13 protein-coding genes are annotated in these 14267 nt (G+C 43.0%); 7 read left to right on the top strand and 6 right to left on the bottom strand.

Translation table 11 applies throughout. The features are described from left to right. Window positions 1-4 precede the first annotated feature (4 nt). Window positions 5-856, bottom strand: a complete 852-nt coding sequence (gene folD, locus OA34_RS10735) for a bifunctional methylenetetrahydrofolate dehydrogenase/methenyltetrahydrofolate cyclohydrolase FolD (RefSeq protein WP_039675201.1) — start codon at window positions 854-856, stop codon at window positions 5-7. A gap of 247 nt (window positions 857-1103) precedes the next feature. Between folD and OA34_RS10730 the strand changes: the two genes are divergently transcribed. From OA34_RS10730 to recG, 7 genes are read left to right on the top strand one after another with little or no spacing between them, the layout of a single operon-like run. Beyond that, complete coding sequence (locus OA34_RS10730) at window positions 1104-1424, top strand: c-type cytochrome (RefSeq protein WP_039675199.1); 321 nt, start codon at window positions 1104-1106, stop codon at window positions 1422-1424. A gap of 60 nt (window positions 1425-1484) precedes the next feature. Beyond that, window positions 1485-2774 carry a glutamate-1-semialdehyde 2,1-aminomutase gene (gene hemL, locus OA34_RS10725; RefSeq protein WP_039675196.1) on the top strand — a complete coding sequence of 430 codons (1290 nt, stop codon included), beginning with the start codon at window positions 1485-1487 and terminating at the stop codon, window positions 2772-2774. After that, window positions 2771-3064 (top strand): AtpZ/AtpI family protein, encoded by a 294-nt coding sequence (locus OA34_RS10720; protein WP_039675194.1) that lies wholly within the window; start codon window positions 2771-2773, stop codon window positions 3062-3064. The genes hemL and OA34_RS10720 overlap by 4 nt, the downstream gene beginning before the upstream one ends. After that, window positions 3045-3581: a hypothetical protein gene (locus tag OA34_RS10715; RefSeq protein ID WP_039675192.1), complete on the top strand. Its 537-nt coding sequence runs from the start codon at window positions 3045-3047 to the stop codon at window positions 3579-3581. Before OA34_RS10720 ends, OA34_RS10715 begins: the two co-directional genes overlap by 20 nt. Further along, window positions 3562-4611 (top strand): dehypoxanthine futalosine cyclase, encoded by a 1050-nt coding sequence (locus OA34_RS10710; RefSeq protein WP_039675190.1) that lies wholly within the window; start codon window positions 3562-3564, stop codon window positions 4609-4611. The genes OA34_RS10715 and OA34_RS10710 overlap by 20 nt, the downstream gene beginning before the upstream one ends. Window positions 4612-4655: 44 nt before the next feature. After that, entirely contained in the window at window positions 4656-5906 is a 1251-nt protein-coding gene (locus OA34_RS10705) for a M16 family metallopeptidase (RefSeq protein ID WP_353681570.1), read from the top strand. Beyond that, window positions 5893-7716, top strand: coding sequence for an ATP-dependent DNA helicase RecG (recG, locus tag OA34_RS10700; protein WP_286682995.1), 1824 nt, complete (start codon window positions 5893-5895; stop codon window positions 7714-7716). The genes OA34_RS10705 and recG overlap by 14 nt, the downstream gene beginning before the upstream one ends. A 60-nt stretch (window positions 7717-7776) precedes the next feature. On the opposite strand, the gene hpf is transcribed toward recG, so the two are convergent. The 5 genes from hpf to OA34_RS10675 all read right to left on the bottom strand — a co-directional run bounded on the left by hpf (window position 7777) and on the right by OA34_RS10675 (window position 14254). Next, window positions 7777-8292 (bottom strand): ribosome hibernation-promoting factor, HPF/YfiA family, encoded by a 516-nt coding sequence (gene hpf / locus OA34_RS10695; protein ID WP_039675186.1) that lies wholly within the window; start codon window positions 8290-8292, stop codon window positions 7777-7779. A 91-nt stretch (window positions 8293-8383) separates the two neighbouring features. Beyond that, the gene (locus OA34_RS10690; protein ID WP_039675184.1) at window positions 8384-8836 is read right to left on the bottom strand and encodes a type II secretion system protein; all 453 of its coding nucleotides are present in this window, start codon (window positions 8834-8836) and stop codon (window positions 8384-8386) included. After that, window positions 8836-9810, bottom strand: coding sequence for a type II secretion system protein (locus OA34_RS10685; protein ID WP_039675182.1), 975 nt, complete (start codon window positions 9808-9810; stop codon window positions 8836-8838). The genes OA34_RS10690 and OA34_RS10685 overlap by 1 nt, the downstream gene beginning before the upstream one ends. Beyond that, window positions 9807-10493, bottom strand: a complete 687-nt coding sequence (locus OA34_RS10680; protein WP_039675180.1) for a type II secretion system protein — start codon at window positions 10491-10493, stop codon at window positions 9807-9809. Before OA34_RS10680 ends, OA34_RS10685 begins: the two co-directional genes overlap by 4 nt. Then, the gene (locus OA34_RS10675) at window positions 10493-14254 is read right to left on the bottom strand and encodes a hypothetical protein (protein WP_039675178.1); all 3762 of its coding nucleotides are present in this window, start codon (window positions 14252-14254) and stop codon (window positions 10493-10495) included. The genes OA34_RS10680 and OA34_RS10675 overlap by 1 nt, the downstream gene beginning before the upstream one ends. Window positions 14255-14267: the final 13 nt, after the last annotated feature.

The raw sequence follows: 14267 nt of genomic DNA, 5'->3' as shown, positions 1-14267 counted from the left end.
CTTCCTATTTTGCGTTCAAGCGATGGTGTGCGGCTTTAACGGTATTTTCAAGCAGCATCGCGATCGTCATCGGACCGACGCCTCCTGGTACCGGCGTAATATACGAACATTTCGGTGCGACGTTTTCAAAATCCACGTCGCCGACGATGCGTCCTTCGGCGGTTTTATTGATACCGATATCAACAACGATCGCGCCTTCTTTGACCATATCTTCGGTAATGAGGTTTTGTTTACCCACTCCGACGATTAAAAGGTCGGCTTTTTTCGTATGTTCTTTGAGGTCTTTGGTAAAAATATGGCAAATATCGACCGTTGCTCCTGCGTTTAAGAGAAGATTCATCATCGGTTTTCCGACGATATTGCTAGCTCCTACGACGCAGGCGTTTAATCCTTTAGGATCGATGGCGTAGTGGGATAAAAGGCGCATAACGCCAAGGGGCGTACACGGCACGAAGCTTTCCAATCCGGCAACCAACCGTCCGACGTTAAAAGGGTGAAAGCCGTCGACGTCTTTACGAGGCTCGATGGCTTCGATAATTTTAGTCGTATCGATGTGTTTGGGAAGCGGAAGTTGAACCAAAACGCCGTCAATATTCGGATTGGTATTGATCATGGCGATGGTTTCCAAAATTTTTTCTTGGGAAATCGAAGAGGGCATTTTGTGAATGATGGAGTAAATTCCCGTGATGTCGCACGCTTTTTCTTTCATTTTAACGTACGTTTGACTCGCGGCGTCGTCGCCGACTAAAATAACGGCAAGTCCGGGAGTGATGCCTTTTTCAACGAGTGCTTCGCTCTCTTTTTTGAGGCGAATTTTGATTTGGTCCGACAGTGCTTTTCCGTCAAGGATTTGCATTCAAACATCCTTTAAATTCATTTTTGGTACTATAGCAAACTTACTATTAAAGTTCTTGCAAAAGAGTATGAACGCTTGAGAATACGCCTTTGAAGTAAAGCTGCAAAGACGACGTTAACATCGGGTTCTCGTCGGTGGAGTGCCCATGCACCCTTGGGTGCTTTTACCTCTTGTAAAGCGGATTTTGCAAGACGTCTATTAAAGAAGGGATAAAAGGGTTTTGAAGCGACTGGGGCTTGGGATTACGATGTTTTTACTGCTGTCTGGCGTATCGCTTCGGAGTGAAGATTTTATTACAAAAATGGAATATGCCAAAATGCTCTATTCTAATCCTCGAGGAATCGGTTGCAATAAATGCCACGGAGAAAAAGGGGAAGGTACGATTATCTCTCAATATACGCTCAAAGGCAAACCCGTCGTTTTAGAAGCTCCGAATATCACAAACTTAAGCAAAGAGCGTTTTTTTCACGCCTTAACAACGCAACATAAAGTCATGCCGACCTACTTTTTAACGTGGCAAGAGATCGATAGTTTGTATTATTACGTCTCAAGCGAAGTGAAAAAGTAAAAAGCGGTTTATAGGCAAAGTTTCAGTAAAATAATCAAAAATAGAGTACGAGGAATGAAGATGAATCAGGATAAGAGCGTCAAAGCGTACGAGAAAGCGTGTCGCGTCATTCCCGGAGGTGTGGACTCTCCGGTTCGGGCGTTTCAAAGCGTGGGCGGAACGCCGTTATTTATCAAAAAAGGCGAAGGAGCGTATCTGATCGATGTCGACGATAACCGTTACGTCGATTACGTTCAAAGTTGGGGACCGCTTATTTTCGGTCATGCCGACGATACGATCGAAAAAGCGGTCATCAAAGCGGTAAAAAAAGGACTTAGTTTTGGAGCACCGACCAAAGCGGAGACCAAACTTGCCGGTTTAATCTGTTCGCTTTTCCCCGAAATCGACAAAGTAAGGTTTGTCAGTAGCGGAACCGAAGCGGTTATGAGTGCGATTCGTTTGGCAAGAGGTTTTACATGTAAAGACGACATCGTCAAATTTGAGGGGTGTTATCACGGACACAGCGATTCGCTTTTGGTGCAAGCGGGAAGCGGCGCGACGACGTTTGGCAATCCCAGCTCTCCGGGCGTTCCCGCCGATTTGACGAAACATACGCTGCTTGCGAAATACAACGATATCAAAAGCGTTAAAGAGTGCTTTAAACATTCTAAAAACATCGCGTGCGTCATCATCGAACCGCTTGCGGGCAATATGGGATTCGTTCCCGCCGATCCGAAATTTTTGGAAGATTTAAAAGCCTTGTGCGAAAAGCACGGCGCGCTTTTAATTTTTGACGAAGTGATGAGCGGGTTTCGCGCGTCGTTAAAAGGAGCGCAAGGTATTTACGGTACCGTTCCGGATTTAGTGACGTTTGGAAAAGTAATCGGCGGCGGTATGCCCGTCGGTGCATTCGCGGGACGTGCCGAGATTATGGATAGCCTTTCGCCGCAAGGTCCGGTATATCAAGCCGGAACCCTCAGCGGCAATCCGGTCGCGATGGCGGCGGGTTTGGCTTCGCTTGAGCAACTCATCGAAAATGAAGCAGTCGTTTACGCTTCGCTGGAAGCCAAAGCTAAACGCTTGGTCGAAGGGCTTAAAAGTGCGGCTAGTGATGCGGGTATCGCACTGCAAGTCGATGCGATCGGCTCTATGTTCGGCTTTTTCTTTAACGATAAGCCCGTGAGAAATTTTGCCGATGCGCTTTCGTCCGATACGAAGCGTTTTGCGGCATTTCACCAAGGCATGTTGAAGGAGGGGTTCTATTTTGCGTGCTCACAGTTTGAAACCGGATTTATTTCGACGGCGATTAGCGACGCGATGATCGACGATACGATCGAAGCGGCGCAAAAAGTTTTTAAAGAGATGGCATGAGCGAAAAGCCGAAATACGGAAAATTAATCGAGGGAGCCGAACAGCTCTCTTTAGGCATTTCGATGGTCGTCGCCGTAGCACTCGGCGCGGGAGCCGGCTTTTGGATGAGCCGATACTTCCAAATGCCGTGGCTTTTATGGCTCGGCGTTTTTTGGGGCGTAGGCGGAGCGATTTTGAATGTTTACAAAGCCTATAAAAAGAACCTTCGTTCGCTAGACGAGCTTAAAGACGACGTACGTTATCAAAATTATCGACATGTCAAAGACGACGATGAGAAAGACGAGCATTAAGCTTTTGCTTGCATACCTTGCGGGGGACGTAGCGGTTCTTGCCGTCTCGTTGATGCAAGGCGGTAACTGGCTTTTAAATACGCAAGCGGCATTTGCCTGTTCTTTGTTGATTACGTTTGCGTCGTTTTATTCGTATCACCGCATGGTACAATCGCGTTTGGCGACAGGAGCGATACCTCCGGATAAATTTGAGCATTACTACGAGGACGACGACGAAGAAAGCGAAAAAGAGAACGAAGACGCTACGACGCAAGATCACCCGCTCGAATCAGAGAAAAAACCGCCTAAAATCGGCTTTAAAGAGAGTTTTCAAAATCTCTCTTTAAGCTATAAGAGTGCGTTTTCGGTGTATCGTATCGCGACATACGGCATTTTATTTTTAACGTTATCGGTTTTAGTGCATAAGAGCCGATTCGATGCCGTAGCATTTTTGATAGGGCTTAGCGTCATTCCGCTTAGCGGTTTGTTCGGCGCGGTTTTTTTAAAAAAGGATTTTTATGGAACGTATGAGTCGTGAGGAAGCGTTACGTTTAATACGCGAAGCCGATCTCAACACTTTAGGACAGATGGCGTCGGCGCGAAAAAGGGAGCTTCACCCCGAAAATATAACGACGTTTGTGGTTGATCGCAATATCAATTATACCAACGTGTGTTGGGTCGATTGTAAATTTTGCGCGTTTTACCGTCATGCGAAAGAAGAAGAGGCATACGTGCTCTCGTTTGAGCAAATCGGAGAGAAAATCGAGGAATTGATCGCTATCGGCGGCACGCAGATTTTATTTCAAGGCGGCGTACATCCGACGTTGAAAATCGAATGGTACGAAGCGTTGGTGGAATGGATAGCCACGCATTATCCGAGTATTACGATCCACGGATTTTCGGCAATAGAGATTGATTATATCGCGCGCATTTCCAAGCTGAGTTACAAAGAGGTTTTAACCAGACTTCACGCCAAAGGGCTTTTCAGTATCCCCGGAGCCGGAGCGGAAATTTTAAGCGACCGCGTGCGCGATTTGGTTGCACCGAAAAAACTGAGTGCGCAGCAGTGGCTCGACGTTCACAAAAGCGCGCACGAAATCGGCATGAAAACAACCGCTACGATGATGTTCGGAACGCTGGAGAGCGATGAAGAGATTGTGGAGCATTGGGATAAAATTCGAGCATTGCAAGATCAAACGGGTGGATTTCGCGCGTTTATCATGTGGAGTTTTCAAAGCGATCATACGAAGTTAAAAGCCGAGCATCCCGAAATTCAAAAACAGTCTTCCAATCGTTATTTACGGCTTTTAGCGGTCAGTCGCTTGTATTTGGATAATTTTAAAAATATTCAAAGTTCATGGGTAACGCAAGGCAGTTACATCGGCCAGTTGGCACTTCTGTTCGGAGCAAACGATTTGGGAAGTACCATGATGGAAGAAAACGTCGTTAAAGCCGCAGGTGCGGCTAATCGTATGAATCAAGCCGAGATGATCAAACTCATCAAAGACATCGGCTCCATTCCCGCCAAACGGGATACGGCGTATACGATTTTGGAGAAATTTGCATGAAAAAATTAATAATCGCATTGGTGATTTTGTTACAAGGAGTAGTAGTGGCTCAAGAGATTAGTCATATCAAGGTCGGCGAGGTTGCCGTTCCCGTGGTATTTGAAAAAGATACGACCTTACCGATAGCATCCGTTCAGATCGTGGTTCAAAACGCCGGAAGTATGGAAGATAAAGAGCATGAGGGAATTGCAAAGTTTTTAGCGGCGATGCTCGGCGAGGGAACCAAAGAGATGGGAGCAACCGCGTTTGCCGAAGAGCTTGAGTTTCGCGCGATCTCTTTAGATGCACATGCAGGCGTTGAAACGCTGGTATTTGAAGTTTCATCGCTCAAAGAGCAGTTCCCTTATGCGCTTGAGATGTTGGGGAAATTGGTCAAAAGTCCTAATTTTTCCAAAGAGAGTTTCGAAAAAATCAAACTTTTAACGTTGGGAATGCTCTCCAATAAAGAGAGCGACTTTGACTATATCGCCAATCTCAACCTTCAAAAATTGATTTTTAAAGAGACGCCTTTTGCACACCCCTATAGCGGAGAAGTGAAAAGCATCAAAGCCTTAAAACTCAAAGACGTTGAAGCATTCTACAAAGAACGCGTCAGCTTACAAAACCTCATTATCGTTGCAGGCGGCGACATCGAGCTTGAGGAGCTTAAAACGATGTTGCTTCCCGTGTTAAACGAGTTCAAGCACGGACATATCAAGGCGATGCCGTATTTTGACGCGAATAAAGACGCCAAAGAGCAGATCGTCTACAAAGAGAGCGAGCAAGCTTATATCTATTTCGGGGCACCTTTTTACATGAAAAGCGGCGATTCGGAAGCGTACAAAGCCAAAGTCGCAAGCTTTATTTTGGGCGAGAGCGGTTTTGGAAGCCGTTTGATGGAAGAGGTACGCGTGAAGCGAGGATTGGCATATTCGAGTTACAGTAGAAGCAGTATCGGCAAATCGCATAGCAGTTTTACCGGTCATCTTCAAACGAAGAACGAAAACCTTGAAGAGGCAAAAAAGATCGTCGCGCAAGAGATCAAACGTTTTGTCGAACAAGGAGCGACGCAAGAAGAACTCGACCAAGCCAAACGTTTTTTACTCGGTTCCGAGCCGCTTCGTAACGAAACGCTTTCGCAAAGACTCTCCCGCGCTTTTTTTGAGTATTACAACGGTTACGAGCAAGGACACTCCAAACAACAGCTCGAAAAAATAGAAAAATTGACGCTTCCCGAGTTAAACGCGTTTATCAAAAAACATGACGAAATTACCGCGTTAAGCTTTTCGGTCGTAACCAAACGTGAAAAACATTGAATGCGATCCTCTCGATAAGGAACGTTTCAAAAAATTAGGAGTAGGAACGCTTTTAGATTTAGCGCTTCTGCTTCCCTCTGCGTATGAAAATACCTATCTTTCTCCTTCGCCTCTGCTGGATCGCGTCAATACCGTCTTCGTGAAAATAACGGCTCTTACGCAAACGCCCAAAGTGCTTCAGATTCGTTTTTTTTGCGAAGCGTGGCAGATGCATTTTGAGGGTGTCATTTTTGCGCTTAAGCCTTATCATAAAGCGGTGTTCAAGCGAGGGGGAGAACTCTTCGTCAGCGGCAAGTTGAGTTACAACGGTGGAAGATGGCAGATGATACAACCGCAAGTCGTGACACAGGTCAATACACTGACATGTAAGTATAAAACGCCGCTTCAAAGTAAAACCGTGAGCACGTTGATGGCGCGTTACGTCAGTGAAAAAACCTTGCTCGAAGAAGGCTTACATGTCAAAGAGGCGCAAACGCTTTTAAGCCTTCATTTTCCTACGCCTCAAGAAGCGGCGGCATTTTCGAACGCTTATACGCATGAGACGATTTCCTGCCTCAAATTTGTCGAAATTTTCAATTATCTTCAAAAGCTTTCCGCCAAAAAAACGACCTTTCCTTCGTGTGCAAAACTGGTCGGCGACGAAAAAGCGTTTATCGCAACTTTGCCTTTTCGTTTAACGCACGATCAGCAAAAAGTCATTGCGGAGATTAAACGCGATTTTCAAAGTGAAAATGCCGCCAAACGCGTTATTATGGGCGACGTCGGTTGCGGTAAGACGATGGTCATTTTAGCGTCCGTGATGATGGCATACCCGCAAAAGACCGTTTTAATGGCACCGACAAGCGTCTTGGCGACGCAATTGTTTGAGGAGGCAAAGCGTTTTTTACCCTTACATGTTAAGACGCTTTTGGTCACGCAAGAGTCCGATACGAAAGAAGATTTGGCGCAGTTTGACTTTTTAGTCGGTACGCATGCGCTTTTGTATAAAGAATTGCCGAGGTGTGCATTGGTAATGGTCGATGAACAGCACCGTTTCGGTACCAAACAACGAGCCTTGCTTTCGGCTTTAGTCTCTTCCAAAGGAACGTGGTATCCGCATTATTTACAGTTTTCGGCAACGCCGATTCCCAGAACGCTGAGTATGATACAATCGTCGTTGGTCGATTTTTCGTTCATTAAAACTTTGCCGTTTCCCAAAGACATCACGACGTATGTGATCGCAAAAGCAAATTTTAAAATGCTTTTGGAGCATATTCGCCGCGAAATCGAAGCAAAAAGACAGTGCATTATCGTCTATCCGCTGGTGGAAGAGAGTGAAGTGATCCACTATCAGTCGATCGACGAAGGGCGCGGTTTTTGGGAAAAACACTTTGAGGGCGTTTTTGTCACGCACGGAAAAGATAAGCACAAAGAGAGTGTCTTAAAAACGTTTAAAGAGGAGGGCAATTTGCTCATCTCGACGACCGTCGTGGAAGTGGGCATTTCGCTTCCGAGGCTTTCGACTATCGTGATCGTCGGTGCCGAGCGTTTGGGACTGGCAAGTTTGCATCAACTACGAGGTCGCGTAAGTCGTAACGGGCTTAAAGGGTATTGTTTTTTATACACCAATACGCCGCAAAACGAACGCTTGGAAAAATTTAGTCAAACTTTAGACGGTTTTGAGATCGCCGAGCTCGACTTAGCGTATCGTCAAGGCGGTGACGTGGTGGAGGGCGTGATTCAAAGCGGTAAGAAATTTTCGTGGTTTGAGATGGGACGCGATGAAGCGATTTTAAAAGAGGCTCAAACTCGATTGGCGGTACAACGTTAAACGAAGGCGGAAATATACAGAAAAGCCCACGTCAAGCAAACCTTGACGTGGGCATGAAGATTAATAAAGACCGAATCGTCCGTCGGTTTTTTTATACATAACGCGGAATTTATCTTCCATATCGTGGAAAACGAGGAATTGTTTATCGGAAGCTTTAAGCTCGTTCATCGCGTCTTCTACTTCAATCGGCTTGTAGCTGTCTAAACGCATCGGAACGATCTCATCGTCGCTACCTTCTTGATTTTCGACGACAAGAGGGGCTTCTTCGACTGCTTTATAATTGGTAATTTTATCATGGTGGCGACGTAGAACTTTTTTAGCGCGCTCAATCGCAAGATCGACCGCCGCATAGACGTCTTTGTCTTTTTGTTGGATAACGATCGTATTTTTATGTGCCATGTTAATCGCAAATTCGACGTTAAAGCCTTTTTTACCGTTTTTTTCGTCTGCTGCGATCACCGTACGCACGGAGATAATATCCAAATTGTATTTGCCAAGAGCATCAACCGCTCCTTCGATATAAGCCTTAATCGGCTCGGTCAAATCAAATTGTTTACCTACGATACTCGTGTTCATCTTGTCTCCTTTTCCTTCCCGCACGGTGCGGGTTTATGAGGTCAGTATAACAAATGAAACCTTAAATGAAAAGGAGTTTTCAAGCTTGAAATTACGGCTTTTGGATCGTACGGCGATGCAAGCGAATCGGTTCGGTGGAGATGTTGTTTCCGGGCGTTGTTTCAACGACGGTATCGATAATGACGGTAACATTGGAGTCGGTGGTTGCTAGGGCATTATCGCCTAAGATATTGCATGCCAAAGGAAGCCCGTTACCGATGTAATAAATCGTAGCATTGATATCAAAAAGAGCATTGACTCCGGCCTGGGGGTATTGTGCATTCACTGTGTTAATGCATCCATTTGTTGCGTTGATTTCATGAGCGCTGATGGCCAAAAGCGCAAATTCGGTTCCGCTTTGAAGTAAAAGTTCGGCTTGTTCTCTAAGATAGAGATCGCTGGTTTGTTTGGTAGAAAACGTTGAAAAAGAGAGGGATAATGCCGCAATAGTAGCAATTAAAACGATAAAGATAATGGCGGTAATCAGTGTAAACCCTCTTTTCATTAGTAAATCACCTTTTCTTTGCATGCGCTAAAGTCAAAATTACTGGCAATACTTTGGTTGGCATCATGAATGCAGAGTTTGATACGAATACTATCGCCGTCTTGTCGAATACGAAACGTACTGACATGCTCGGCAAGTACCGTCGGTGTACCGTTTGTCGTATAGGTTTCGCCTTCCCACGGTTGATAATTGTAATAAAGCGTCAGATTAAAATCATCGGCAGCTCCTACGGGTGCGAGAGCATAAGCACTATGGGCGAGGTAGTATTGTTCAAAGATATCTCTATTCCCATCACCGTCATAGTCGATCAAATCATCATTGGCTGCATTGGATAGAAGTTGTAAAATGGAAAAATTCGCCGCACAATTATTACCCACGCATCGAACCTTTCTTGCATAAGGGTTGTTCCCTATAGTAATGGCATTTTCATAATAATTTGAAAAAGTACCAGGCTTTGCTCCTTTAAAAATAAGTGCAGGGTGCTTAATTGCCGTTCCATCCATGGCAACATTATTGTCGGTAAGAGATTTGATAATATTGTTGGTAAAATCCAACCTGCTTCCCGGTGTGGAAAGCGTTCTTGCCGCATGGCTTGTATTAACCGTATCGTTCATATCGATTAAGCCGCTCCATCCCGGAACGACGGAAGTTCCGTTATGTTCGCCCAAAAAGCTTTCGTTGCTGATCCCGATCCACTCGATTGTGTCGTATCCTGCTATCGCATTTGGTAGTGCTCGCCACGAGGCACCGTTATCGTTGCTTGCTCTTACGCTATCTTTGATGCGATATTGTAGACGCTTGGCAACTTGCTCGAGCGTAATTTCGGTTTGGCTCTGTAGGCGATTGATCGCGCGCGTTCGCAAATAGTTTTCATACATTTTCGTGATAATCTCGGCTCCGATACTTGCGATAATACCAAAAATCACGATGACCATCACTAACTCTATCATCGTAAAAGCGGAGCGTTTTTTCATTGGTACGGCCTTGAGGGAAGAAGCATGGATTCTCCGATGTTACATGTAAAGGCACGTAACGTTATATTTTGGTCGCCGCCTGAAACAGTCACTGAAATCACTTTTATATTTGTCGGTGTTGTAGGTGCATTGTTAGGATTAAACGTAAAATCATTCAGTGTGCCATTACTACTATAGGTTGCGTTATCTTCTGCATAATTAATGCTTGTTGTTAGGTTCAAGTCAAAAATATAATCTAACGTTCCAGCATCTTCTCCTGCTGTAACGACCAATGTAGTGGGTGGTAAACCGTTAAAATCGTCGATATCGGTAAAATTTCCGCCGTCACCCGCATCTGCACCGATAGCACTTGCCGATGCGCCCGTGGCAGAGCATTTACGCCGAGAATCGGCATTGACGTGACCAAGACGGCGAAATGTCGTTCCATTACAATCAAGTTCCGTATCCGGGCTAACGGTAGTAAGGACAAAAGAACGTGACGCTGTTGAATCGTAACTATTGTGATCCCACTCATACGTGAGGATATTGCCTATTTTTGCCTTTGCTGCTAAAATTGCTTCTTGTTGCATCGCAAAAGCATCGTTTCGTTGAACTTGCGTGAGAATAAGAGGCAAACTCATCACGACAATCCCCATAATGACGATCGTAAAGACAAGCTCAATAAGCGACATAGCAGAACGCATTACCATTCCATCCTACGGTTGGTACGTGTTGAAGTGTTTAAATCAACGGTTTGCCCCAGTGACCCTTGCCCCGCCCAATCGCCTTGTCGTGTAAACGCAACCGAGAAGTCATTGGTTACTGCTGCTGCATTGTACAAATTAAAGAGTAACCATGGCGATGGTGTCATTTGTATAGTATCGGTATAGGGGGCATTATTTGCAGCATTATTGGTTAAAGTATTGTTTTCAAGACCATTGTTAATGTTATTAGAAATAAGAGGAGCAACACCCGTTATACCACGAGATGCAAAAGCGTTTACACTGCCATCAGCAATTACATGGAAAGGATTTTGGTACCATGTTAGTGATGTTGGGCTTTGTGTCCCTATCGCCGTAAAAGCACTAGTGTTACAATCTTTACAATAAACTTCATAGCGAATGGTAGCAGTTATTGGACTTTGTCCTCGATAATCCGTTGAATAAACACGACCGTAATAAAGTGTTACATTTTGATCATTTGTACGATTAAAGTCTGTGCCTGTAACACCGGTAGTATCCGTAATTTGTATAATATTAAAATCTTTTGTAAAAATTCTAAAAGGTTCATCAGGCATATTTATCGCACGTGTAAAGTTGAAGAACATTTTGAGATTGCTTGCAGTACCGTTGGTAAAATTTCCTTCTGTTGAACTAAAAGTAGCTCTTGCTACGGTATTATTGTTTTCAAAATTCGAAGTGCTTTCATCTTCAAAGTAGCGAATACGATTACGCTTATCTTGCGTTGTCGCATTTAATTCAACAGTATAGGTAATATCTTTTGCATAACATTTTTTCGTATAATTTGTAGCAGCCGTTAAATTATCATCCAAGACAGCCGTCGTCGTAAAAAGAAGTTTAGCACTCATATTTTCGTCATTTGAAAGATATGTAAAATTACCGTCATTAAAATTTTTCAGTTCTAACGTATTCATAAATTTTTTTGGACTGAAAGTGAATGTTTGAACTTTTTTAATTTGGCATCCAACTTTTCCATCTGCATTTGGAGTTGATGAAGTGCTTCCTATGAGGCAATCACCGCTTTTTTGATCATTTGCCGTCCAATCATTATCTAAAATTGTAACATTTACATCTCCTACATTATTATATATAAAATTATCAAACGTAGAAATTCCATTATTGAATGTCATAGGCGTAAGAGGTGTATTTTCTTCTGGAAGAGTACATTCTTCGGGAATAATCAGATCTAAAATAGCCTTTAAATTACCGCTATTCGTAGCAACAACTTGGTCATATCCGCTTGTTGGAGCATTTGCGCTAGTGATGGCTTTGACGGTAAGCGTATAGTTGGCACCGCCTATAAGAGGTTCTTCATCGGGTGTCATCGCATAGGTATAGGTTGCTGGGCGAATCGAAAAGCTATCTTGTGAGCAGACGTATTTACGTACGTTATTAGCGTCGGTATAAGCTATTTGAAAAGCAACATCCCTAGAAGCGGATCCATAATTAAGCGTTTTTATTTGTTCACTATTCCCTGTAAAAGTTACTTTTGTTATACCGGAAAGAGGTGTTGCAGCATTACATAACTCTTGGTTAGCGGCATCGTTGTGCTCAATATATGCGGGTTTGGCGATAAGACTTAAATTGACGTCGCCTGTATAATTTTTAAGCGTTGAGTAATCGGAATTAAGTGCCAATACTTTGACTTGAAAATCTTGCCCGGCAATTTGTGTGTACAGCGACGTATTGTTAAGAGAACCGTTATAGTTGACGACGTTGAAAAGACCTAGAGGAGGTTGAATAACAGATGCCGTCGTGTTGAAATCAATGCATTGTTCTATAGTTTGAGCTTCGTTAGGATCAATAGTGATGCTATCGGTTTTAAAGGAAGCTTTAAAAATTAAATAATTAGAGAGATTGATCGTTGTTTGATTGTTTTCGGGTAATTGATTGACTAATTTTACATAAGCTTTTTTACTATTATCTGTAAAATCCGTAGCAACATCTAGCGTACCTCCTTGAGTTCCGGTAGCACCCGTTCCAAGGCGCCATGTACTTAAATTCGTGGTAGCGTTATGTTCTCCAATATCACTATCTTTATTATCCGTAATAGTATCATAGGTGTTCTTGCCTATATTTTTAATAGAAGTTGATCCAGCTTGATAATTCATCGTCGTCATATTTAAATCAATTTTAACGAGCTTTGCCGTTTCGATATCTGTGTCGCTTGTTGACCGTTTCATATTGGAAATCCACATGTCAAAGGTATAATTTTTATTTGCTTCAATGGAATCTATAAATTTTTTATTTTCAAAAATTGTTTTGTTGCTATCATCACTGATGCGTTCGATATAATAACACACGCGAGGTTCATAGAGCTGCGTTGCAAATGCAAATACGGAAAGGTAGTACACATCGCTGTTTGTGCCTATGGTTAAAGAGGCACTTGTGTTATTGTTTTTAATGATATTTAAGCCTGTACTTCCAACATCATAGGTGTGAATATCAATACCTAAGTTATTTTGACATGAAGGTTGTCTTGTTGTGACATAGGCGTCGTCTTTTGTGATACTTGCATTAAATGTATTATAATCGCCAGTATTTGTACTATTATCGTTGAATCGTGTTAGTCTTGTGCCATTCATAGTGACATAATCACCTTTTAAATTGACATCGCCTTCACCTGTGAAAATTAGAAACTTAGAGTTTACGGCTCCTTTAGATGGGGTTAAAAATCCAGAAAGCGTAAAATTTTCCGAGTTATTGGTAGCAATTGTTTTGTATCCGTCATAGATTGTAATATTACGTAAAGTTTCGTCGTCTTTAGTATAAACGACGACGATACTCCAAGCACCGTAAGCACCCAGTCCGTCTATATATTTACCTGCATAGGTTGTAATATCCCCGACAGTATAAGTTCCAGGCCCATTCATATAATTTGTAATTTCAACCGAGCCTTGATAGGGAAAATAATCTTCTCTGCTACCATCCCAATGCATGTTAGCAGATGGAGCGTTTAGCGTAACGTAACTTTTTCCAGGAGCTTTGAGTTTGATTTGTGCAGCATTGGCGGAATTGCTTGAGGTGGTTCGTCCTTGCCAGTACAAATAAGCCTTTTTGATTGTAGCACCTGTGGGAATTTGAAGATCACTTGAAGAAGAGTTAAACGTAGAACTATCCCCATCCACATCCCAATAGCGAGTGACTAAATTATCGTCTGCATTATTCGTTGTATTTCCAGGGCAGGTGGTGCTTCCATTATCGTTTCTTCCTAAAATAGTGTTGCCAATTTGGCGAATATCTCCACGTAAATTTTCAGTATACAAAATAGAAAAATCTTTATAATTATTTCCGGAAAATATGATTCCACGGGTAGCATTTAAGCTATATCCGGTTTTATTGTTTGTACTGCGCGTTAATTGCAACGTATATGTCCCAGCAGAAAGATTTAAACTGATTGAATCAGAAGATCCTTTTGTTATGGTGCTACTCCATATAGCTGATGATGAACACGCATTGTTTGGATATAGGCTTACGGTAAATGTTCGATTTGTCCAATCAAGCCACCCATTGCTACTTATATTATCAATGTTTAGGTTGATTGTATCGGCTTGAGAAAGAGTAATCGTATAATAATCAGCTGAGAAGCTATCATTACTATTATTATAAGTTCCTACAGTACTAGCATTCCATGTGCCTTTAGCTGTTCCACTGCAAGCTGCCCACGTAAAAGGGCTAAAGAGAGTCATTAAAAAAATAAATAAAATAAAACTACTTTTTTTCATGCATCACCTCTGA

This window comes from Sulfurospirillum sp. MES, from assembly GCF_000789415.1.
Classification (GTDB): Bacteria; Campylobacterota; Campylobacteria; order Campylobacterales; family Sulfurospirillaceae; genus Sulfurospirillum; species Sulfurospirillum cavolei.
The sequence above is the reverse complement of the archived record's forward strand: the minus strand, read 5'-3'. Positions and strand labels throughout refer to the sequence as shown.